The sequence below is a fragment of the Arthrobacter sp. AFG7.2 genome, from assembly GCF_002892835.1.
Lineage (GTDB): Bacteria > Actinomycetota > Actinomycetes > Actinomycetales > Micrococcaceae > Arthrobacter.
The window spans coordinates 106,909-128,263 of the sequence record NZ_PJMB01000012.1 but is presented as its reverse complement, the minus strand read 5'-3'; the positions used below and the strand labels follow the sequence as shown (position 1 = coordinate 128,263).

The following is a 21,355-nucleotide window of genomic DNA, read 5'->3' as shown; positions in this document are numbered from 1 at the left end:
ACACGACGCTCTTCGATCCAAGCTCCAAGCTGCACGAACGCGCGCTTTCGAAGGAGTCGCAAGATCGCGACCTCCTCGTATAACTCGGCGGGAATTCCCGATCGGACTGACTCATCTAAGTGATGAGGGCTTATCAATATTCGCAATTGCCCGCCAAGCGCGCTTTTGAGAATCTCTATGCACTCGGTCCTGTATTTCGGTAGGACGGCTAAATAGAGGGCGTACCTAGGTGACTTTGACCCTACTGGCATGTAATTATCAGTTCTCTAAGTCGGAGGATGAGTTCGAGGGAAATCGGGCGCCGATAACTTGTGCATTCGGCTGACCGAAAACTGCGTTATCGGGAACAATAGTTCCGGCGGGCACTACGGTGTTAGGGGTTACAACTGCCGAAGTCCCAATCCTGGATCCGCCCAAGACTACACAGCGAGCCGTTATCCAAGCACCTGACGAGATATGGATCGGCCTGGTGATGAGGCTCATGTCTCTTCTAACAGCATGACTTCCAGTCGTTACAAATGTGTCCTGGGAAATCACGACGTCCGACCCCACAAAAACATCGTCCTGGTTATGCAGCCAGACGCCCTCTCCAATCCAACAGTGATCATCGATGTGAAGCTTCCACGGAAACTTCACTCTGGTACGAGGTCGAAAGATAACTCCATCTCCGATCTCTGCTCCGAAGAGCCTAAGCACGCCAACACGCAGCGAAGAGCTGATCTGCCAAGGGTTGTAGACAAACACTTGTTCCATCACGCCCCACAGGTACACCGTCGCGCGAGACCGATCCCAAGCTGCTCGTTCACCAGGGGCCGCTGACAACTCGACTACTCTCACGGTGCCCTCGCTCCCCTTTTCAGGTGAAGTCCGTTCCATTGTTACTCCCTTATCGGCTGCTTCCGCTCGGCCACTATTGTTGCATCTTGTGAACACACCACAACTCAAAATCGCGATACTTGGTTTGCACTACGCACCGGAACCTTCAGGTAATGCTCCCTACACCACTAGCCTGGCGGAGGGCCTGGCTGCACGGGGCCATAAAGTCCGTGTCATCACTGGATACCCTCACTACCCGGAATGGAAGGTAAGCGAAGAATTCAAGGGATGGTCCCGCAAGGAAGACATCGAAGGGGTTTCCATCACTCGACTTCGACATCACGTCCCGAGACGTCCAACTGCAGTGGGTCGGCTTCACATGGAGCTTAGCTTTGGTCTCAGGTTGCTATTTGCGAATTGGGGAAGGCCGGATGTCGTGCTCTTAGTCAGCCCTGCGCTTTTCTCCAGCGGGGTTGCTTTGTTACGCGCGAAGTGCGGCCGGAAACGGCCGGGCGTTTCGATCTGGGTTCAAGATCTTTACAGCCGGGGGATCGTAGAGACTGGTGGGCAACCAGGACTAGCGGCAAGATGTATGGCGCGGCTAGAGGGAATGATTCTTGGCTCCGCTCACGGAGTAGTGGCGATTCATGAGCGTTTCGCCCGATATATCTCGCGTGAACTGAATGTTTCTCCTGACGCTGTCCGTATCGTCCGCAACTGGACTCATCTGCCGCCTGCGGTGCCTACAAGCCGCACCGAAATTCGGCAGCGCCTCGGATGGCAAGAGAACGAAATCATCGCGTTGCATTGCGGCAACATGGGGAAGAAGCAGGGTCTCGAGAATGTAGTTGCTGCAGCCCGAATTGCGGAAGAGACCGGAAGTCGAGTGAAGTTCGTGCTAATGGGAGACGGTAATCAAAAGGAAGCCTTGGTGGCAGCCGGTAGAGGCCTCACTCATCTAACATTTGTTGACTCGTTGCCTCAAAGGGACTTTCAGGCCGCTCTCCAGTCTGCCGATGCTCTTCTGGTTAACGAGCTCCCTGGGGTCCGCGACATGTCTGTCCCGAGCAAGCTCACCTCCTACTTCACTTCTGGTGTTCCAGTAGTGGCAGCAACGGACGAGGGAAGCGTTACGGCAGAAGAGATAGCCTTGTCAGGTGCTGGCGTTCGGGTTGACGCAGGTAATCCCGCGGCCCTAGTTCTCGCGATAGACGCCCTTAGCCGGGACTCTGACCGCTCTAAGCAGCTAGCTGCAAACGGTAAGAGGTTCCAACAAGACACATTGTCCGAGGCAACAGCGATTGCCCACTATGATGATTTCATTACGAGTCTGGCGTTGTCGCGCGGCCGCTAGGCTATGCGACCTTTTAACTTCGCATACTGGGGGAACTTATGACCAAGCGCGCACTAATCACTGGCATCACAGGACAGGATGGGTCGTACCTTGCTGAACTTCTTTTAGGCAAAGGATACGAAGTCCACGGCCTTATTCGAAGAGCGTCGACCTTCAACACAGCCAGGGTCGATCACCTTTATGTTGATCCTCATGACCCCAAAGCAAAGCTCTTTCTTCATTACGGCGATCTAAGTGATGGAGCCAGAATGGTCACGCTCCTAGCGGACATTCGGCCACACGAGGTATACAATCTTGCGGCTCAATCTCACGTCCGCGTGTCATTCGATGAGCCCGAGCACACTGCGGACACCACTGGAGTCGGTACCATTCGGCTACTGGAAGCAGTGCGGATGTCCGGCATCGAAACACGGTTTTATCAAGCGTCCTCCTCTGAGATGTTCGGTGCGACGCCTCCTCCACAAAACGAAGAGACGCCGTTTTACCCGAGGTCGCCGTACGGTGCCGCCAAGGTTTATAGCTACTGGATAACGAAGAATTATCGAGAGGCCTACGGCATGTTTGCCGTCAATGGCGTTCTTTTCAACCATGAGTCACCTCGCCGAGGCGAGACCTTCGTCACGCGAAAGATTACTCGCGCAGTTGCCGCCATCAAAGCAGGCAAACAGGATCTCCTCTACATGGGTAACTTGGATGCCGTTCGCGACTGGGGCTACGCAGCCGAATATGTCGAAGGGATGTGGCGCATGCTTCAGGCCGACGAGCCCGAAGACTTTGTTCTTGCAACAGGAGGAAACTACACCGTCCGGGATTTCCTAGAGATCTCATTCGAGCACGTTGGCCTGAACTGGGAGAACCACGTCCGTTTCGATGAGCGATACCTTCGTCCCACCGAGGTAGACGCGCTGGTCGGCGATGCTTCAAAAGCACACGCGAAGCTGGGGTGGAAAGCTTCAGTCCACACCCCTGAGCTGGCGCGCATCATGGTTGATGCAGATATTGAAGCTCTGAAACATGCTGGCAGCAGCTGGATCGATAAAGTTGACCTCGAAAGCTGGAGGGGCTGACAAGTGGAAATTGATTTCGCGCCAGCCCCCTTGGAACGCTCCGCGCCCTTCTACGTGGCCGGTCACCGAGGCCTTGTCGGTTCCGCAATCTGGCGGAACTTGAAGTCGGAGGGCTTTACGAACATCATTGGGCGCTCTTCGTCCGAGCTCGATCTCAAGAACCGTGACGATGTTTTTGCTTTCTTTGAGAGCGCAAGGCCTCGCTACGTCGTCCTTGCCGCAGCGAAAGTTGGAGGTATTCTCGCCAACAACGCTTTCCCTGTTGATTTCCTAAGCGAGAACGTACAGATCCAAGTCAATGTCCTGGATGCCGCTCGGCAGTACGGAGTCGAGCGACTTCTTTTCTTGGGGTCATCTTGTATATATCCGAAATTCGCTGAACAACCCATTCGTGAAGACACTTTACTTACGGGGCATTTGGAGCCCACAAATGATGCCTATGCAATAGCAAAAATTGCTGGCATCATGCACGTGCAGGCTGTTCGGAGGCAATTCGGGCTTCCGTGGATTTCTGCTATGCCTACTAACTTGTACGGTCCAGGCGACAACTTTTCGCCGGAAGGTTCACACGTCTTGCCAGCACTTATTCGTCGTTATGACGAGGCTGCTTCGGCAGGCAGCCTGAGGGTTACCAATTGGGGATCGGGTTCACCTCGGCGAGAGTTCCTTCACGTTGACGACATGGCCTCCGCATGCCTTCATCTACTCGAGCATTATGATGGTTCCGCTCAAGTAAATGTGGGGACTGGCAACGACGTCACCATCAAGGAACTGGCTGAACTAGTTGCGAAGGCAGTTGGCTACGAAGGTGATGTGGCGTGGGACGCAACTAAACCCGATGGCACTCCCCAGAAGCTGCTGGATGTTTCCAAACTTACTGAGGCGGGATGGAAAGCATCCATCGGCTTATACGAAGGCATTGAGGGTACTGTTGCGTGGTATCGCAATAACGCCAACCACATCAGGTCTTAAGACTGTTTTGGTTGGGGGATGAGCGTGGTACTACAACAAAAAAAAGGCATTCTGTCAGTGCGGGACCCTGCTAATTGGCGGCATAAATACTCCAACAGGCTCAAACTAGTCGATGCTGGTGTTGTTGTCTGGGCTGTGGCTGGTGCCTACGGTGTAAGATTCGGATTCTCAGATCTCGACAACGGTCCCGCACGAGACGTGGATTACTTGCTGCTTTCGGCGGTACTCGTCGTTGCTTGGTGGTTAATGTTGGGCATTTGGGGCACTAGGGACGCAAAGGTCCTTGGCTCCGGGTCAGAAGAATACAAAAGGGTGCTTGCCGGCTCGGCATGGCTCTTCGGCTTTGTGGCGGTCATTTCGTATGCACTGCGGATCGATACTGCTCGAGGCTTCGTAGGACTGGCCTTTCCAGCAGGGGCTTTAGGTTTGTTAGCCGCCCGTTGGTTGGTTCGACAGCATCTCAGCCTTGAAAGAAGGCATGGCAAGAGTGTGCTGAGAGTGCTCATTCTTGGGGGGCCGCATTCAGCAGCGCACCTCGCAGATTCGCTCAAGAGTGCTCCTGCCGCCGGTTACTTTCCTATTGCGGCGCACCTGCCCGGTGCTTCAGACCATTTTTCGCACCTGCCCAGCTCAGCTGTTCCCGTAACAGGAACGCAAGAGGACTTTGACTCCATACTCAAGGTCATCCTCACGTCGGATGTAGATGCTGTTGCTGTCTCGGCTGGGGTCAATCTTCATCCAAAAGATCTGCGCAGGCTGGGTTGGGAACTGGCTGCTAGGGATATCGGTATGATTCTAGCCCCCGCACTGACAGACATTGCCGGTCCACGAATACACACTCAACCGGTAGCCGGCCTACCCCTTATACATGTATCTACACCCAAGCTGACAGGAGGTAAGAAGGTTGCCAAGAGGACATTCGACATAGCGGTTTCAGGTCTACTCGTGGCTCTGCTTACCCCTGTGTTTCTGATCCTCGCGGTGCTCGTCAAAATCACAGACCCGGGCCCTGTGTTCTACCAGCAGGAAAGGATTGGTTTGCGGGGTACGACCTTCAAAATGCTGAAGTTCCGGTCGATGAAGGTTAATGCTGATGCTGAACTCGCTAAACTCCTTGAAGCACAGGGTTCCAGCGACAAGCCGTTATTCAAAGTAGAAAATGATCCTCGCATCACCCCCCTAGGCCGTACTCTACGTAAGTATTCCCTAGACGAGCTTCCCCAACTCCTTAACGTATTGGGCGGCAGCATGAGTCTTGTGGGCCCACGACCTCAAAGGGCAGGGGAAGTTGCGCTGTATGACGATGCTGCCCATAGGCGTTTATACGTCAGCCCTGGTATGAGCGGACTCTGGCAGGTCAGCGGGCGGTCAAACCTAAGCTGGGAAGAAAGCATAAGGCTGGACCTTTACTATGTGGAGAATTGGTCTCTGATGGGCGACGTCGTCATACTCTTTAAAACTTTCAAGGCTGTATTTGCAAGCACCGGCGCGGTCTGACCAGGATCGGGTTGAACTTTAGCGGCTACGGCCGCAAATCCTGGTATAGGGGGAAGGCATAAATGCGCATTTCAGTAATAGGTTGTGGATACCTCGGAGCTGTCCATGCCGCCTGTATGGCCAAACTCGGTCACGAGGTAGTTGGCATAGACGTGGACCAACGAAAAGTCGCAGCTTTGTCTGCTGCCCAAGCTCCATTTTACGAGCCAGGACTTGAAGATCTACTAGAAGAAGTCCAATCAACAGGAAGGCTATCCTTTACAACTGACATGTCGACCGCTGCGGGGAGCAACGTGCACTTCATTTGTGTCGGAACTCCTCAAAAGAAGGGAGAGAACGGGGCTGACTTGTCATATGTCGATGCAGCATTGAACGGGCTCTTGCCTTATCTATCGCCCGGGGACGTTGTCGTCGGGAAGTCGACAGTTCCAGTAGGAACGGCATCTCGACTCGCACACGCAGTAGTAGACCAGGAACCAACAGCACACTTGGTTTGGAACCCTGAGTTCCTACGCGAAGGGCATGCTGTGTCCGACACTCTGAAACCAGACCGCTTCGTTTACGGAGTCTCTGGCGGGTCCGAGGAGCATGCTGCTGTCGCGGTTTTGGATGAAGTCTATGCGCTGCCACTCTCGACTGGAACACCTCGTTTGGTTACCGACCACCCGACAGCTGAACTTGTAAAAACGGCTGCTAATTCGTTCTTGGCGACCAAAATCTCTTTCATTAACGCTATGGCCGAACTGTGCGAAGCGTCAGGCGCCGATGTCACGCGTCTTGCGGACGCAATCGGCATGGATGACAGAATTGGTCGAAAGTTCTTGAACGCTGGCATTGGATTTGGAGGAGGATGCCTACCGAAAGACATCCGAGCATTCATGGCCCGTGCCGGCGAATTGGGAGCCGATCAAGCGCTGACATTCCTGAGAGAAGTCGACGCTATCAACATGCGTCGCAGAACGCGGGTAGTTGAGCTTACGCGCGAGTTGTGTGGTGGCTCCTTGCTTGGTCAGAGAATTACAGTTCTCGGCGCAGCCTTCAAGCCGGAAAGCGATGACGTCCGAGACTCGCCCGCATTGAGCATCGCAGCACAATTGCAACTTCAAGGGGCAGTAGTTACAGTAACTGATCCTGAAGCGCTGCCGAACGCCGCCCGTCGTTTCCCGGAACTGCATTATGAGCCGAGTACCGAGCTAGCGGTACAGAAGGCCGATGCATTGCTTCTTTTAACGGAATGGAACCAGTACCTCGCTCTGGATCCATACGATTTAGCGGGTTCTGTGGCTAACCCGCGCATTCTGGACGGCCGCAACGTTCTTGAACCCTTCAAATGGCGGGCTGCAGGTTGGATCTATAGGGGCATGGGCCGACCGTGAGCTCACGCGACTCACATAGGGAGCGCGACAAAGACTTCATGCCTGTCGGCTCCTGCAAGAGTAAGTGGCCACGTCGCCGGCTTCTTATTGTCTGCATCTCCACCGCCATCGCCGTCATTGCCGGCCTCGTTTGCGTTCTCTGGATTGCTGGGCGGGCATCTACTATTCGTACTGAACTTGAAGCAGCAACAAGGTTGCTTCCCGAAATTAAAGTAGAGCTGCAGGGGAACAATGCTCCACAAGCGGCGGTTATCGTTGAAGACGTTAAGGCACATACGGCTTTGGCCAAGGAAGCTGCCAGCGATCCTGTCTGGGTCATGACCTCTGTAGTTCCAGGCATCGGCCCTAACTTGAGCGCCGTCGGTGAAGTGGCTCGTTCAGCAGATGACGTAGCCACTCTCGCCCTAGCACCTCTGGCGGACGTTGCTCAGTCTCTGGAATGGGACAAGCTGCTACCCAGCAGCTCAGGCACAAATGTGGCTGCCCTTGCAGCGGCGTCACCTAGTGTCACGTCCGCCGCCCATGCTGTTCAGGCGTCCGCAGATCGCCTGCACCGGATAGACGAAAGCACGTTACTGCCGCAGGTACAAGAACCCCTCAGGCAAGCCCGTGAGCAACTACGCGAGGTAACCGGTGCGCTCAACGCCGCTGCAGATGCGTCGCGGGTTTTGCCCGCAATGCTAGGGGGAGAGGAGTCGCGGAGTTATCTGTTAATAATCCAAAACAATGCTGAAGTGCGGGCTTCTGGTGGGATCCCAGGCGCCCTCGCGGTGCTGAATCTTAACCAAGGCAAATTGACCCTGGGTGAACAAAGCAGCGCAAGCGATATTGGTGTTATGGTTCCGGTTGTTCCGGTGGACCGTTCCCAGCAACAGATCTATTCCGGTCGCCTTGGTAAGTTCATGCAGGACGTCAACCTGACCCCTGACTTTCCATCAGCTGCTCAAGCAGCTGAAGCTATGTGGGAACGAAAGACAGGCCAACAAGTGGACGGCGTGCTGTCCGTCGACCCCGTAGCTCTAAGCTACATCCTTCAAGCAACTGGTCCTGTCAAGTTGGATGAACCCGACGGTAACGTCATCGGAACGGCAGGTTTGCCAACGGAACTTACCAGCGAAAACCTTGTTCAAACTCTCCTTTCAGACGTCTACAGCCACATAGAGCAGCCTGACTTGCAGGACGCCTATTTTGCATCAGTAGCTGAAAGAGTTTTCGAGTCTTTAGCAGATGGCAGAAGTGAGCCGGCTACCCTGATCACTGGAATCACCCGCGGAACGAATGAAGGCCGCGTCTTGGTTTGGTCTGGGACCGCTAGGGAACAAGCCATTCTCGCGAACTACCCCGTCAGCGGATCCGTGGGGGGGCCAAGCGTCGCCCCCGCGGAATTTGGGGCATATTTTAACGACGGCACCGGCGCCAAGATGGACTACTACGTCAAGCGCACGGTACAGCTAATCAAGGAATGCCCGAGGGACGGCTACGAGCAAATTACTCTGCGGGTAACCAGCATTAACACTGCTCCGGCAGATGCTGCAACCTCCTTACCCACCTATGTGACGGGTGCCGGAAACTTCGGAGTTCCTCCGGGGTCAGTTCAGACCAACATCGTCGCCTATGGTCCTGTCCAAGCTCAGGTGGAAACGGCGAAACTGGATGGCCAGAAGACAGAGTTTGCGCCCTACTTTCACAGCAACAGACCTGTGGGCATCCTGGCCATCCGACTGGCTCCAGGCGAAAGCCGCACAGTTGACTTTACGTTTGGGAAGATCGTGCAGCACACCGAACCTAACGTGGTTGTCACGCCGACTGTTCAAGATGTAAAAGACGTGACATTGCCGACAGAAACAGTTCCTTGCGGCTAGATATGTGGACTGCCCGTTAACACTATGTAAACCGTCTTGATTGACATTGCTCACAACGCCGAGCAGATGGTACCTTTTCTTTGGGATCATTATCCGTAGTTCCGCACAGGTCTCGTGTGGAGAGGAAAACTTCCTCACAATCGGGTACATCAAAACTTAAACGTCTCCGGGGGGACACTCATGAAGAAAACTCTTGCCGCACTCGCGCTTGCTGGCTCCATCGCCCTTATCGGCTCGGCTCCTGCCGTTGCCAACACTTACCCTGCGCTTCCGCCGAACGCTGCTGTTTCTGACGGCGTTGTAGGCCCGGGCGAAAACTTCGTCTTCCGGGGCCAGGGCTTCCGCGCCGGCGAACCGCTCATCATCCGCGTTACGCCCGGCCAGCCGCCGGCAGCCTCAGGCGCCAACATCGCCGGTGGCCGCTCCGTAGCAGCACGCATTAGTGTTGTTGCCGAAGCCCAGACCCTTCAGGCTACCGCTGACGCTCAGGGTGCTGTTTCCCTGCCGATCGCTATCAGCGAGGCCGGCACCTACTCCATCACCGCCGAGGGCACCGAATCTGGCGTCGTCGTTGGTCCTGTCACGGTTACTGTTGCAGCTTCCCTGGCTAACGCCGGTGGCAACACCGCAGGTGCTCCGCTGGCCAACACCGGAACGGGTCTGGCCAACACCGGTGCCGACTCCGGCCTGGTCCTCTGGACCCTGGTGGGCGCGGGCGCACTGGCTGCCGGCGCAACCTCCGTAGTGGTTGTTCGCCGCCGCGCCAAGTCCGAGGTCGCTGCCTAACTGCACCACCAACAACCACCGAAGAAGGTGGGTGTCCTCCCGAAACGGAGAGCACCCACCTTCTTTGTTTAACCTTCCAAGAGATTAAGCCGCCAAAACGAGCGGCCGAGCTGTGGTATCAATATGAACTATGGGGAGACATTGGCGGCGCGCACCACGGCAGTACGACTTCTCCCTACCCCTCCCCAGCCCGCAGGTGCTCCGCTACGGGCTTCTGTTCCTACTCGCGGTTGCCGCCTTTAGTGTCGCTGCGCTAGCCCTTCTACGGACGACCTGAGGACTCCTTGAAGCTCCTCCACAATGTCCGGCTCTGGCGCTTGATCCTCATAGCCATGATGATTCCCCTGGCCCTCATCGCCTTCTGGCCCACCCCGGTGGACCAGCCCATCCAGGGCCTCCTGGCGCGCATCCTCCGGTTCCTTCACCGCAACGGAATACCCGACTGGTTCAGCTACAGATTTGTCGAGGCTTCCGCAAATGTAGCGCTCTTTATCCCCATCGGATTCATAAGCTCACTTGCTTTTCTCCAAAAACCCTGGTGGAGGATTGGCGCTTTTGGCCTGCTGATTTCCGGCTGCATTGAGCTGGGCCAACTTTTGTTTCTCAAAGACCGCTTTGCCAGCCCCGGGGACCTTGTCACAAATGCGTCAGGTGCTGTCATCGGCGCCCTCCTGGTTACGGCACTTCTTAAAAAACTGCAGGCCCGCCGCCGTCCGGCAGCGGACCTGTAAACAGGTTTCCAGCGTCGCCTAGTTGACGAAGCCCTTCATCCAGGTCTTCAGGTCCTCGCCGAACTCCACGCGCTCGGAAGCCAGCGTGATGACGGCCTTGAGGTAGCTCAGCTTGTCGCCGGTATCGAAGCGGCGGCCCTTGAAGACCACGCCGTACACACCGGAACCTTCGCCCTCGCCGGCGGCTAGGGTCTGCAGCGCATCCGTCAGCTGGATCTCGTTGCCGCGGCCAGGCTCCGTCTTCTCCAGGATGCCGAACACGGACGGGTGCAGGACGTAGCGGCCGATCACGGCAAGGTTGGACGGGGCCTCCCCCACGGCAGGCTTCTCCACCAGGCTGTTGACGCGGACGTAATCCTCGCCGTCGACCGCAGTGATGTCTGCGCAGCCGTACGCGCTGATCTGGGCCGGATCAACCTCGATGAGGGCGATCACCGAACCGCCGGACTTCTGCTGCACCTCCATCATGGTGGTGAGCAGGTCCTCGGCCTCGTCAATGAGGTCGTCACCCAGCAGCACAGCGAACGGCTCGTTGCCCACGTGCTGCGCAGCGCACAGCACCGCGTGGCCCAGGCCCTTGGCCTCGCCCTGACGGACATAGTGGATAGGGCCCAGCTCGGAGGCGTACTGCACCGACTCCAGCTTGTCCTTGTCCCCCTTGAGCTCCAGCGCGCGCTCCAGGCCGGGCTCGCGGTCAAAGTGGTCCTCCAGGGAACGCTTGTTGCGCCCCGTGATCATCAGCAGGTCTGTGAGGCCGGACTTTACGGCTTCCTCCACCACGTACTGGATGGCCGGCCGGTCTACCACCGGCAACATTTCCTTCGGCATTGCCTTGGTGGCGGGCAGGAAGCGAGTTCCCAATCCGGCAGCAGGAATGACGGCTTTGGTTATTGCTTTCCCCGTTGTCATAGCTGAACCTTACAAATTACGGGCCGGTAAAGGCAATTGAGATCGGCCTTCCGGGTGGCAACACGCTTAACCACCGAGGCTTCTGAAGTCTCGCATGACCTGTGGAATCGACTTCAGGAACCGGCCCCATCTTGCCCGGTGCTGCAACAGTTGGCCGCGGAGGGACATGTCCGCATAGATGTTGCCGCTGAGGAAGACTTCCGGTCTGGGGAATACCGCGCGCGACAGCATCTTTGGTTTGTCCGGCCACCTGGCTTGGACGATGGCAAGGAGCCGAGCGCTCCCAGGTTCCTTGCTCATAAGGCGGTTCCGCCATTCCACCGATGGTTGTGGCCACTCCAAGGCAGGTCCTTTGGAAAGGAGGTTCTCGAGGAAGGGGCGCATGGCGGCGAGAGACCCCGTAGCCGTAGTCATATCGAGGATGGCGGATAGGTGCGATTGCTGTTTGGTGAGCTCCGACAGGAACTCCAGCTCCTGCCGGCACGCCGGCAAATGGGCAGACCGGAGGGCATGCAGTGCCAAGATGAGGATTCCCAGCGCCTTTGACGGAACCCGCACTTTTTGTCCTGCCAGTTTAAGATCCTCCGTCCTCGCCCACATGACCTCAAAGCAGTCAGTGGCTGGACGTTCCATGCCGGGAAACCGGAAGTGGACATCTATGCAGCAAGGCCACTCAGGGTGATGGAGCGTAACCGAATGTTGGGGGAAGGTCCTGCTGTCCGGATCCGCGGGACGTGCCCGCCAGCCCCGCTCCCGCAGGCCCTGAAGAATGTGTTCCAAGTCGGACGGTGCTACGAAAACGTCCACGTCATTAGAGGATTTGGGCGCACGCAGCCCTTGGATAACACATGCCGGTCCCTTGATGAAGAAGGCCCGGATGCCCAAGTTCTCCGCCACACGCACGACCAGGGCATGGCCGAGGAGCACGCCCTCCGAGATGCTGAGCTGTGTCTGAACCGCAGTATCCGCCACGGAAACCACCTAGTCCTTAGCCCTGCGCCCGCCGGACACCACGTCCAGCAGGCCTTCGGCTTCGCTGTCCTGCCGCGTGCCGGCATGCGGTAGGCCGGCAGAAGGCGCCGCATTGGCCGCGGAGGTATACGTTCCGTAGTAGGAGTAGGCGTCTGTTCCGCGCGTTGGCAGGTAATTGAGGACTGCCCCCAGAATTCGCCCGTTGACCTTCTCAAGGTTTCCCAACGATTGTGCCAATTGCTCCTGGCTGGTCCTGCCCGTCCGGATGACCACAATGGCGCCGTCTGCGGCGCGGGAGAGGATGGCGGCATCCGTCACTGGAAGTAGAGGCGGGGCGTCGATCAGGACAATTGCTTCTTCGGCCAGGGCATCGAGCATGTTCTTCATGGCCCGGGACCCGAGCAGCTCGCTGGGGTTCGGCGGAATGCGGCCGGAGCCCAGGACTGAGAGGTTCGGCAGGGCGCCCCAGGGCTGGAGCACGTCCGCGAGCTCAGCGGTGCCGGTAAGGACGTCGGTGACACCAACTCCTGGGACAAGGTTGAAAACGTCTACAAGCGTTGGGCGGCGAAGGTCGCCGTCGACCACCACCACGTTTTCACCGGCTGCTGCCATGGTGACCGCAAGGTTGGCCGTGACAGTAGATTTTCCTTCTGCCTGCACTGAGCTAGTTACCACGATGATCCGGGGCGGCTGGTCCACATCAAGGAAGCTGAGGTTAGTGCGCAGCTCCCGGAGGGCCTCGGCCATCGCTCCGCCTGCGTCGTGCACCTGCGCTGCGGTACCGGCGTCCAGGACCGTGCTTTTCTCGTCCAGACGGTGGTCTACAGGGAGAGTGCCGATTACTGGGACCCCGAAAAGACGTTCAATTTCCGCGGCCTTGCGGATGCGCCGGTCAAGGTGCCTGCGGATCAGTGCATAGGCCACACCGAGGGCCAGGCCGACGAGTGCACCCAGCGCCAGGTTGAGCTTGACATTGGGTGAAGTGGGGCTCGTGGGCAGGACGGCCTTGCCAAGTGGGAGCACGCGGACAGCGGTGGCCGTTGGTGGCGTCCCAGGGTCAGCTGTTGCCGCGGTGCCGGGCTGAGCACCTGTTTCGGCTGGAGGAGCCGTTTCGATCGCTTCCACCTGAGCGGCGAGACCGTTGACCCAGGCACCAGCCACGCGCTGTGCGATGGCCGGGTCGCTCGACAGGGCGGTCACGCGAATTTCTGCGGTGTCTAGCGGGACCTTCACGCTGATGGTGTTGAGCAGGGCATCGGCAGTGGTTTTTAGCTCCAGGGAGGCGATGACCCGGTCCGCTACCAGCCGCGACTTTGCCACAGACTCGTAGTTCTTAACCTTGGCCTTGGCCAGGCTGTCCCCCGCGAGTGAGAGGCTCACGTTGTCCGAGCCGGGGGTCACCACAATGCCGCTGGAATCGGAGGAGTAGATCTTGGGCTGGAGGATTGTCCAGCCGCCCGCCGTCAAGGTGGCCAGCAGGGCGAAGGCGACAATTGCCTTCCAGTATATTCGGAGCATGCGAAGGTAATCCGTCAGGTCCAGTCCAGCGGGCGACTCCGCAGGGGTGGCTGTTGTGCTCATGGTGGTTCCTTCCACTCAAGTTCTTATTCCTGTCCCGGTCTTCGTTGCCGGGGTAGTGCTTCGAGTGGTGGTCCCCCACGCGATTGGTGCCTACTGGCGGCCCTTTTCCAGAACTGCTTTAGCGATGAGCTCGCCTATCCCAGAGGCGACGGCGTCCCGGTAGCCTTCCGGCCTGCCGTGCACCTTGGCGACTTCTTCAGTGAGCTGGTCCGGCCTGACCGGACTGGCGGAGGCTTCCCAGATGGCAGGGCCGATTCCGCTGAGCCTCACAATCTCGCTGTCCAGCATCACCAGCAGGTCATCCCCGATGGCGACAGCATCGTTCGCTGCCGCACGGCGGACCCAGCCGTCCGGCATGAGACGGGAATCGGCCTCTTGTGCTACCCGGGCCTCCCATTCGGGCTTTGCCTTAGGTTGCGTCTGGAACAACGGTTCCAGGGCTGCTGGGAGATCAGCGGCTTCTGAGTAGGTCACCTGCCAGACTCCCCCTACGCTGTCGATCAGGCGGCAGAGTGATTCCAGCGGCTGCTTGATTTCGGCCTGCGAGGACGTGTCCGGGATGAGGGCGAGCAGCGCATCGGCCAGCGGAACCCTCTCCAGTACCGGGGCCGCAAGACGGTCCTCTTGGACGCGGTTCAGCAGGACGATGGACTGGATGAAGGGGTTGGCCGGGGCTGGCAGGAGGCCGAGCGCGTCCGGCCCCACCTGGCGTTTGGGTTCACCGGGCCCCTGCTTCACAGACAGCGGCTTGGGGTACGGGAACACCGAGCCGCCCGCGCCGATGGCTACGGTTTCGTCTGTGACATACCCGTAAGTCCGGGCCAAGACTGAGGCCGCGGTGGTCTTGCCCGTGCCCGACTTTGCCACCAGTGCCACCACCGTCCCTGTTGCGGGGTCCGCCACTCCGCAGGCATGGAGCATTGTGAGATCGCCGGCCCTTGAAAGGATGGCGGCCACCGTCAGCCGGGAGGTGAGGTTCTCAGCCAGCTCCTCGAAGGAGGCGGCCTGGAGCAGGAATGTGCCGACGTCGGGCTTTGGTGACCGGTATGCGACGGAGGCACTGAAGGGTAGAGAGCCGGTTGATTCGTTGGGCAGTTGCGGAACCAGTGGCCCGGTGCTGCTGGAACACCTTGCCCATGCCGCGCTCATGGCCTGCCGCTGCTCCTCGGTGACCACACGGCCCCAGCGAACAATGAACTGCGTGCCCAGCACGTCCACACACAGCAGATCACTGCCGTTTAGCGGCTCCTCGAACTGGAGTGGCGCGCACGCCATTTGAACGTTCTTCATGATTCCCCCCGGACCTGAAGCTGTTAAAGCGAAGTGTTGTGTGCCGCCTCGATGAGTCGCTGCGCTTGGAGGCTGGCTAGGAAGCTTTCAACCTGGGCCTGCATCTCGCCGCTGGGGTCCTCGAAACCGGCCTCTAGCTCAGCGAGGATGGACTGCTCTGTTCGTTGCCCGTCGATCAGGTCCCAAATGACTGCTGCAGTGCCTTCCAGGACCACGGGCTGGGTGGAGTCCAAGTGGAGCAAAGCGACCCGCTTGGCTGGGTCGCTGCGGACTTCTGCGACCAGGCCCCCCTGTTTCCAGACCATTTAGTAGGCCACCGTCAGTGCGCCGGTCAATATTCGATCGGTGCCGTCCGGGAGCCTAAGGGTGATCGTCAACGTGTAATTAAAGGTCGTCTTGCTAGGCGACCCGTTGAGGCGTTGATACTGGAAAGTCATGGGGAAATTCAGATTTTGACCGCTGGTCATGCCGCCTGCGTAAACAAAGGTGGCGTTGTACTCAAAAGCGGCCGTATATGCCGGAGATGCGGGTGTCAGCGTGGCAGTGGACATGGACTGAATGCCTGCACCCGCGGTTACTGATCCGGTCGGCTTGATGTTGACTGTGCCCGTGATAACTCCTGTAAATGGAGCGCCCGCGTTCTGGATCTGGAAACCCGTGGGACCTGTTCCTGGCTGATTGGTGCCTGTACCCGTACCCGTTGAACTGAGGAACGTGATGGGCGAAGCCTGGCCTACCAATGCTGTGGTGGCACTAATCCCGGACGCCGCAGCGGCCGGAGCGGCGATGGCTGTTGCTATAACGGGCAGCGACCAGGCCACCCCCGCAACGACCCGGCGCCGGCTGACACCGTTCTCTTTGTTGTTGCCAGTTAACTTCGCGTTCAGAACCTCAGACAAGTGCGCCCCCGGGTAGGTTTTCAGCCGCCGCCCAGCCCTTGAAGACCGGCAACTGCTATGGCCGGGTTTTCCCGGCATCGCCTACTATCCCCAACGCGGCATAAGAATCCCGCAACCAACCTGCAAGGCACCGTCAAGATCAGAACAAGGTTATCGCAGAAACCGGTTTCACCTGCTGTTATATGTCAGCACGCGCGTTTTCTACTTAGTCGTAAGGTAATTTGTGTGTTCTCTTGGTTCAACCATCGAAGCCTGTGAACTTCGGCTCCCGCTTCTCCTGGAACGCCCGGAAACCCTCGGCATAATTGTCGGTCTTGCAGAGCCGCGCCTGTTCGGTGTTCTCCTCCTGCATGGCTTCCCACAGGCCCAGGCGCTGGTCCCGGATGTGCGCCACCAGCTCCTTGCTCGCCACGAAAGCACCGGTGGCCCCGGAAGCAACCCGGCCCACGATCCCGCGCGTGATTTCCAATAACGACTCCGCCGGCATGGCCCGGCTGAACATCCCCTGCGCCACCGCCTCGACCCCGGAGATCAGGTCCGCCGTGTAGATCAGGTCCAGCGTCCGGTGCATGCCCAGCCGCTCCGTGAAGTACCAGTGACCGCCCGAGTCCAGCGTGGCCCCCAGTTTGGCAAACGGCGAGCCGAACTTCGCGTTCTCCGCCACGTACACCACGTCCGTGGCCAGCAGCAACCCCAGCCCCACGCCCAGGCAGGCCCCGTGGGCGGCAGCGAACGTCGGGGCCGGGAAAGCCGCCATCTTCTTCAGCAGCGGCTCCACCAGCCCGCCCAGGTACGCGGCGGCGTCGTCGCTCTCCGGCGTCACGTTTTGAATGTCCCGGCCCGCGCAGAAGGCCCTACCCTCTCCCCTCAGCAGCAGCGCCCGCACCTCACCGCGTGAGGCGGCGGCAGCAGCGTCGTCGTACGCCTGGGCTAAATCCTTCAGCGCCTGCTCATCCAGCGAGTTCAGCTTGTGCGGGGCGTCCAGGACAATTTCGGCAACGCCGTTGTTGATGGAGAGCGAAATCATGGAACTCCTTCTGTTGAAAAGACTTAGACGTCGAAGTCGACGGTGACTTCCTTGCTGGTGGGATGGCTCTGGCAGGTCAGCACGTAGCCCTTGTCCAGCTCATCCTGCTCCAGCGCGTAGTTTTCGTCCATGGTTACGCTGCCGGTGACCACCTTGGCGCGGCAGGTGCCGCACACTCCCCCGGCACACGCGAACGGCACGTCCGGGCGGACCCGCAGCGCGGCGTTGAGGATGGACTCGCGGGCGTGGGTGGGACTGGCCACCTCGCCCTGCAGGCCGTCCAGCTTGAACGTGATCTTGTACGTCTCCTTGGACTCATCCACCAGCACGGGACGGCCGGCGTTGCCCTCCGGGCGGTCCGGCTTTCCGGAGGTGAACAGCTCGAACCGGACGTTCTCCGGCTTCACGCCGCGCTCGGCCAGGGTGTCCCGGCACAGCTGCACCAGCTCGAACGGCCCGCACAGGAACCACTCGTCCACATCGTCCGCGTGGATGGCGGTGCCCAGCAGCTGCTGCAGCTTCTCCGAATCGATCCGGCCGGAGAGCAGCGGCGCGATCCGCTGCTCGCGGGAGAGAACGTGGTGGATGGCCAGCCGCTGCGGGTACTTGTCCTTCAGGTCCGCGAGCTCCTCCAGGAACATCACGTCCATGGCGGCCTTGTTGGCGTAGATCAGGTCGAACCGGCACTCCGGGTTGGCGGCCAGCAGCGTTCGGGCGATCGCGATCACCGGGGTGATGCCGGAGCCGGCCGCGATGGCGACGAAGCTCGCTTCCCCCTGCGAGGCGACGTCCCCCGCCAGCTCCTCCGGGTTGTTCATCGAGTTCATCCGGTTCTGCTCCACGGCCTGGCCGTCGCGGCCGTGCTTGGACACAAACGCGCCCATGGGGCTCATGACGTCCAGGGTGTCCCCGGCCTTCAGCTCCGCGTTGGCCCAGGTGGAAAACAGCCCGCCCAGGTCCTTCTTGATGGCAACACGGATCTCACTGGTGCCATCCTCGAAGCTGCGCGGCTCGGCGCAGATGGAGTAGCTGCGGCGCACCTCCTGCAGCTCGCCGTCCTCATTGGGCAGCTTGGTGCGCAGCGCCACGTACTGGCCGGGCAGGTAGTCGAACTTGCCGGCGAGCTCCGCCGGGACGTGGAACGAGACTTCGATAGCATCGTCCGTGAGCCGGCGCACCTCCTTCACGGCCAGGGTGTGAAAGGACGGACGACGGCGGCCGGTGGCCTGCGCCTCCTCGGCGGCAGTCTGGCGGACAACAGGCATGGGGCTTCCTTACAGCACTTTGAAGTAGTCGAACGGTTCCTTGCAGTCCTGGCAGACGTACAGCGCCTTGCAGGAAGTGGAGCCGAAGCGGGTGAGTTCCTTGGTGTTCAGGCTGGCGCACTGCGGGCACTTCACGGCCATGGTCAGGCGGATGGGGCCGGCGTGCCGGGCCGCGTCCGACATTCCCGTGGGCGGGGCGATGCCGTACTCCTGCAGCTTCTGCTTGCCCGCGTCCGTCATCCAGTCCGTGCTCCAGGCCGGGGAGAGCACCAGGTCCACATCGACGCCGGTGTACCCCTCCTTGGTGAACGCGGTCTTCAGGTCATCGCGGATGGCGTCCATGGCCGGGCAGCCCGAGTACGTGGGCGTGATGGTGACGCTGACTTTTCCTGTTTCCGTGACCTCGACGTCCCGCAGGATTCCCAGGTCCGCGATGCTGAGCACCGGGATCTCCGGATCCACCACGGTGGCGGCGATGTCCCAGGCCGCCTGCTCCTGCGTTTTGTGCCGGGGCCGGGTCCTGGTTTCGAAGTCCGAGATGTACATGTCCATGACGGTCACCACTTCGCTCCGGGGTGCTCGCGGGCCAGGACCTGCATCTCGGCCAGGATGTAGCCCAGGTGTTCGGAGTGCCTGCCCTGCCGGCCGCCACCGGGGGCTGCGGGAACGTCCGGCACCTCGAGCTCGGCCTCAGTGAGGATTTCGCTTGTGAGCCGGTCGAACTCCTCCCTGAGCGAGGAAGGCGCGACGGCGATGCCCGCCTCAGCGAGGTGGCCCGTCAGGTGGTCATCGCGGAAGAGTTCCTCCACGTACGGCCACATCATCCGGAAGCCGTGGATCATGCGCTTCCGGGATTCCTCGGTGCCGCCGGCCAGGCGGAGGACCCACTGCGCGGCGTGGTCGCGGTGGTAGTCCACTTCCTTCACGGCCTTGGCGGCGATGGCGGCCAGGGTGGCGTCCTTGGATTCGGTGAGCCGGCTGTAGAGCAGGAACTGGTAGTAGCTCACCACGAACTGGCGGGCGATGGTGGCCGCGAAATCGCCGTTGGGCTGCTCGAACAGCTGCACCGAGCGGAACTCGTGCTCGCGCCGGAAGTAGGCGAGATCGTCCTCAGACTTGGCAGAGCCGTCGTCGTTCACCATGGCGCCGCCGGCGTAGCTGAGGAAGCTGCGGGCGTGGCCGAGCTGGTCCAGGGCGATGTTGCCCAGGGCGATGTCCTCCTCCAGCTCGGGGGCGCGGGAGATCCAGTGGCCCAGGCGCTGGGCGAGGATCAGGGCGTCGTCGCCGAGGCGCAGCGCGTACTCGGCGGTGTCCTCGGACGGCTTGGCCAGGCCGGTACGGACTTCGAGCGCGATGTCCTCGGGGCGGAGGGCGTTGCCGGGGGTGATGCGGGTGGCGCTGGCGTTGGAGTCGCCGCCTGCCACGCCGGTGGAGATGTCGCCGTGGCCTGTAGTGGTCTCGGTGTTTGATCCGGGGCTGCTCACAGGTGCTTCACTCCCTCGCTCTTGGTGTAGTACGTGGCGTGGCGGTAGTCCTTGCCTTGGGGCGATTCGAAGAACGCGCCCTTGGAGTCCGGATCGCTGGCCGCGATGGCGTCCGCCGGGACAACCCAGATGGACACGCCCTCGTTGCGGCGGGTGTAAAGGTCCCGGGCGTTGCGCAGGGCCATGGCGGCATCCGGTGCGTGCAGGGATCCGGCGTGCACGTGGCTCAGGCCGCGGCTGGACCGGACGAAGACCTCCCAGAGGCCCCAGCCGCCGCGGTCATGGTGCTCTTCCGGCGCCGGGGACGCCTTCGGGGCTTCGCGGTTGATCTCGGTGGCGGAGCTGGCGGGGGCTTCCGGGTTGCCGTGAGGGCTCATGCTGCGTATTCCTTCGTCTTCATTGACTGTTTTGCTGCGTAGGCGGCGGCTGCCTCGCGGACCCAGGCGCCGTCGTCGTGCGCTTCCCTGCGGCGCTCAAGGCGCTGGGAGTTGCAGGGGCCGCGGCCGGCCAGGACTTCCTGGAACTCGTGCCAGTCCAGCGGGCCGTGCTCCCACTTCTTCGTGTCCTCGTTATAGCGGACCTGGTCATCCGGGAGGGTGAGGCCCAGGACCCGGACCTGCTCCACCATCATCCCCACGAAGCGGCTGCGGAGCTCATCGTTGCTGAACCGCTTGATGTTCCAGGCCATGGACTGCTTGGAGTTGGGCGAATCGTCATCCGGCGGTCCGAACATCATCAGGGCCGGGGCGTACCAGCGGTTCACGGCGTCCTGGGCCATCTGCTTCTGCTGGGGGGTGCCGTTGGACAGTTCCAGGAGGATCTCGAAGCCCTGGCGCTGGTGGAACGACTCTTCCTTGCAGATGCGCACCATGGCGCGGCCGTAGGGGCCGTAGGAGGCGCGGCACAGCGGGACCTGGTTGCAGATGGCTGCGCCGTCCACCAGCCAGCCGATGGCGCCCATGTCCGCCCAGGTCAGCGCCGGGTAGTTGAAGATGGACGAGTAGCGGGCCTTGCCGGCGATCAGCGCGTCCGTCATCTCGTCCCGGTTCTGGCCCAGGGACTCGGCGGCGGAGTAGAGGTACAGCCCGTGGCCGGCCTCGTCCTGGACCTTGGCCATGAGGATGGCCTTGCGCTTCAGGCTGGGGGCGCGGGAGATCCAGTTGGCTTCCGGCTGCATCCCGATGATCTCGGAGTGCGCGTGCTGGGAAATCTGCCGCAGCAGGGTCTTGCGGTAGGCCGGCGGCATCCAGTCCTTCGGCTCAATGCGGGAATCCTCGGCGATGACGCGGTCGAAGTTGGCCTGGCCATCCGCCTCCCGCTGTTGCGCGGCCGCCTGTTCCTCCGGGGATAGCTCAGCTGGCACTGACTGCAAGTTCTGCGCTGCCATGGTTGCTCCTATGCAAAGACCTTCTGGGACGTGCGGAATTATTTACCGACCGTTCGTTCAGGATATGCGGAAGCGTACTG

General features: G+C 60.0%; 20 protein-coding genes. 8 read left to right on the top strand and 12 right to left on the bottom strand.

Translation table 11 applies throughout. The annotated features are described in order from the left end of the window. The first annotated feature begins 838 nt into the window (after nucleotides 1-838). The 8 genes from CXX84_RS17425 to CXX84_RS17390 all read left to right on the top strand — a co-directional run bounded on the left by CXX84_RS17425 (nucleotide 839) and on the right by CXX84_RS17390 (nucleotide 10,461). Nucleotides 839-2,170: a glycosyltransferase family 4 protein gene (locus CXX84_RS17425; RefSeq protein WP_317614960.1), complete on the top strand. Its 1,332-nt coding sequence runs from the start codon at nucleotides 839-841 to the stop codon at nucleotides 2,168-2,170. Between the two features lie 38 nt (nucleotides 2,171-2,208). Further along, nucleotides 2,209-3,237: a GDP-mannose 4,6-dehydratase gene (gmd, locus tag CXX84_RS17420; protein ID WP_102977972.1), complete on the top strand. Its 1,029-nt coding sequence runs from the start codon at nucleotides 2,209-2,211 to the stop codon at nucleotides 3,235-3,237. A 3-nt stretch (nucleotides 3,238-3,240) separates the two neighbouring features. Next, the gene (locus CXX84_RS17415) at nucleotides 3,241-4,209 is read left to right on the top strand and encodes a GDP-L-fucose synthase family protein (RefSeq protein ID WP_102977971.1); all 969 of its coding nucleotides are present in this window, start codon (nucleotides 3,241-3,243) and stop codon (nucleotides 4,207-4,209) included. Nucleotides 4,210-4,227: 18 nt separating this feature from the next. Beyond that, nucleotides 4,228-5,706, top strand: a complete 1,479-nt coding sequence (locus CXX84_RS17410) for a sugar transferase (protein WP_102977970.1) — start codon at nucleotides 4,228-4,230, stop codon at nucleotides 5,704-5,706. A 62-nt stretch (nucleotides 5,707-5,768) separates the two neighbouring features. After that, nucleotides 5,769-7,082 (top strand): UDP-glucose dehydrogenase family protein, encoded by a 1,314-nt coding sequence (locus CXX84_RS17405; protein ID WP_102977969.1) that lies wholly within the window; start codon nucleotides 5,769-5,771, stop codon nucleotides 7,080-7,082. Further along, complete coding sequence (locus tag CXX84_RS17400) at nucleotides 7,079-8,944, top strand: DUF4012 domain-containing protein (protein WP_223253143.1); 1,866 nt, start codon at nucleotides 7,079-7,081, stop codon at nucleotides 8,942-8,944. The genes CXX84_RS17405 and CXX84_RS17400 overlap by 4 nt, the downstream gene beginning before the upstream one ends. 180 nt (nucleotides 8,945-9,124) lie before the next feature. Next, nucleotides 9,125-9,730 carry an LPXTG cell wall anchor domain-containing protein gene (locus CXX84_RS17395; protein WP_102977968.1) on the top strand — a complete coding sequence of 202 codons (606 nt, stop codon included), beginning with the start codon at nucleotides 9,125-9,127 and terminating at the stop codon, nucleotides 9,728-9,730. A gap of 332 nt (nucleotides 9,731-10,062) precedes the next feature. Further along, nucleotides 10,063-10,461 carry a VanZ family protein gene (locus CXX84_RS17390; RefSeq protein ID WP_102977994.1) on the top strand — a complete coding sequence of 133 codons (399 nt, stop codon included), beginning with the start codon at nucleotides 10,063-10,065 and terminating at the stop codon, nucleotides 10,459-10,461. 18 nt (nucleotides 10,462-10,479) lie between these two features. On the opposite strand, the gene galU is transcribed toward CXX84_RS17390, so the two are convergent. The 12 genes from galU to paaA form a co-directional block, all read right to left on the bottom strand. Further along, nucleotides 10,480-11,370, bottom strand: a complete 891-nt coding sequence (gene galU, locus CXX84_RS17385) for a UTP--glucose-1-phosphate uridylyltransferase GalU (RefSeq protein ID WP_102977967.1) — start codon at nucleotides 11,368-11,370, stop codon at nucleotides 10,480-10,482. Between the two features lie 66 nt (nucleotides 11,371-11,436). After that, nucleotides 11,437-12,267: a nucleotidyltransferase family protein gene (locus CXX84_RS17380; protein ID WP_223253147.1), complete on the bottom strand. Its 831-nt coding sequence runs from the start codon at nucleotides 12,265-12,267 to the stop codon at nucleotides 11,437-11,439. An 84-nt stretch (nucleotides 12,268-12,351) separates the two neighbouring features. Next, nucleotides 12,352-13,923, bottom strand: a complete 1,572-nt coding sequence (locus CXX84_RS17375; RefSeq protein ID WP_102977992.1) for a polysaccharide biosynthesis tyrosine autokinase — start codon at nucleotides 13,921-13,923, stop codon at nucleotides 12,352-12,354. A gap of 90 nt (nucleotides 13,924-14,013) precedes the next feature. After that, complete coding sequence (locus tag CXX84_RS17370) at nucleotides 14,014-15,213, bottom strand: hypothetical protein (protein ID WP_223253142.1); 1,200 nt, start codon at nucleotides 15,211-15,213, stop codon at nucleotides 14,014-14,016. A gap of 23 nt (nucleotides 15,214-15,236) precedes the next feature. Next, entirely contained in the window at nucleotides 15,237-15,518 is a 282-nt protein-coding gene (locus CXX84_RS17365) for a PqqD family protein (RefSeq protein ID WP_102977966.1), read from the bottom strand. Further along, on the bottom strand, nucleotides 15,519-16,112 hold the full coding sequence (locus tag CXX84_RS17360; RefSeq protein WP_223253141.1) for a hypothetical protein: 594 nt from the start codon (nucleotides 16,110-16,112) through the stop codon (nucleotides 15,519-15,521). Nucleotides 16,113-16,350: 238 nt separating this feature from the next. After that, on the bottom strand, nucleotides 16,351-17,139 hold the full coding sequence (locus tag CXX84_RS17355) for an enoyl-CoA hydratase/isomerase family protein (RefSeq protein ID WP_102977965.1): 789 nt from the start codon (nucleotides 17,137-17,139) through the stop codon (nucleotides 16,351-16,353). A gap of 23 nt (nucleotides 17,140-17,162) precedes the next feature. After that, a complete protein-coding gene (gene paaE, locus CXX84_RS17350) occupies nucleotides 17,163-18,404 on the bottom strand; it encodes a 1,2-phenylacetyl-CoA epoxidase subunit PaaE (RefSeq protein WP_102977964.1) in 1,242 nt (413 codons plus the stop codon). 9 nt (nucleotides 18,405-18,413) lie between these two features. Beyond that, nucleotides 18,414-18,950 carry a 1,2-phenylacetyl-CoA epoxidase subunit PaaD gene (gene paaD / locus CXX84_RS17345; RefSeq protein WP_102977989.1) on the bottom strand — a complete coding sequence of 179 codons (537 nt, stop codon included), beginning with the start codon at nucleotides 18,948-18,950 and terminating at the stop codon, nucleotides 18,414-18,416. Nucleotides 18,951-18,961: 11 nt separating this feature from the next. Further along, complete coding sequence (gene paaC, locus CXX84_RS17340; protein WP_102977963.1) at nucleotides 18,962-19,888, bottom strand: 1,2-phenylacetyl-CoA epoxidase subunit PaaC; 927 nt, start codon at nucleotides 19,886-19,888, stop codon at nucleotides 18,962-18,964. Next, a complete protein-coding gene (paaB, locus tag CXX84_RS17335) occupies nucleotides 19,885-20,265 on the bottom strand; it encodes a 1,2-phenylacetyl-CoA epoxidase subunit PaaB (RefSeq protein WP_102977962.1) in 381 nt (126 codons plus the stop codon). Before paaB ends, paaC begins: the two co-directional genes overlap by 4 nt. Then, complete coding sequence (gene paaA / locus CXX84_RS17330; RefSeq protein ID WP_102977961.1) at nucleotides 20,262-21,275, bottom strand: 1,2-phenylacetyl-CoA epoxidase subunit PaaA; 1,014 nt, start codon at nucleotides 21,273-21,275, stop codon at nucleotides 20,262-20,264. Before paaA ends, paaB begins: the two co-directional genes overlap by 4 nt. Nucleotides 21,276-21,355: the final 80 nt, after the last annotated feature.

What these genes read in the sequence shown, in the direction of transcription:
- gmd (WP_102977972.1), top strand. Translation starts at nt 2,209, where the DNA reads ATGACCAAGCGCGCACTAATCACTGGCATCACAGGACAGGATGGGTCG.
- CXX84_RS17410 (WP_102977970.1), top strand. Translation starts at nt 4,228, where the DNA reads ATGAGCGTGGTACTACAACAAAAAAAAGGCATTCTGTCAGTGCGGGAC.
- CXX84_RS17405 (WP_102977969.1), top strand. Translation starts at nt 5,769, where the DNA reads ATGCGCATTTCAGTAATAGGTTGTGGATACCTCGGAGCTGTCCATGCC.
- CXX84_RS17395 (WP_102977968.1), top strand. Translation starts at nt 9,125, where the DNA reads ATGAAGAAAACTCTTGCCGCACTCGCGCTTGCTGGCTCCATCGCCCTT.
- CXX84_RS17390 (WP_102977994.1), top strand. Translation starts at nt 10,063, where the DNA reads ATGATGATTCCCCTGGCCCTCATCGCCTTCTGGCCCACCCCGGTGGAC.
- galU (WP_102977967.1), bottom strand. Translation starts at nt 11,370, where the DNA reads ATGACAACGGGGAAAGCAATAACCAAAGCCGTCATTCCTGCTGCCGGA.
- CXX84_RS17375 (WP_102977992.1), bottom strand. Translation starts at nt 13,923, where the DNA reads ATGAGCACAACAGCCACCCCTGCGGAGTCGCCCGCTGGACTGGACCTG.
- CXX84_RS17370 (WP_223253142.1), bottom strand. Translation starts at nt 15,213, where the DNA reads ATGAAGAACGTTCAAATGGCGTGCGCGCCACTCCAGTTCGAGGAGCCG.
- CXX84_RS17365 (WP_102977966.1), bottom strand. Translation starts at nt 15,518, where the DNA reads ATGGTCTGGAAACAGGGGGGCCTGGTCGCAGAAGTCCGCAGCGACCCA.
- CXX84_RS17355 (WP_102977965.1), bottom strand. Translation starts at nt 17,139, where the DNA reads ATGATTTCGCTCTCCATCAACAACGGCGTTGCCGAAATTGTCCTGGAC.
- paaE (WP_102977964.1), bottom strand. Translation starts at nt 18,404, where the DNA reads ATGCCTGTTGTCCGCCAGACTGCCGCCGAGGAGGCGCAGGCCACCGGC.
- paaD (WP_102977989.1), bottom strand. Translation starts at nt 18,950, where the DNA reads ATGTACATCTCGGACTTCGAAACCAGGACCCGGCCCCGGCACAAAACG.
- paaB (WP_102977962.1), bottom strand. Translation starts at nt 20,265, where the DNA reads ATGAGCCCTCACGGCAACCCGGAAGCCCCCGCCAGCTCCGCCACCGAG.
- paaA (WP_102977961.1), bottom strand. Translation starts at nt 21,275, where the DNA reads ATGGCAGCGCAGAACTTGCAGTCAGTGCCAGCTGAGCTATCCCCGGAG.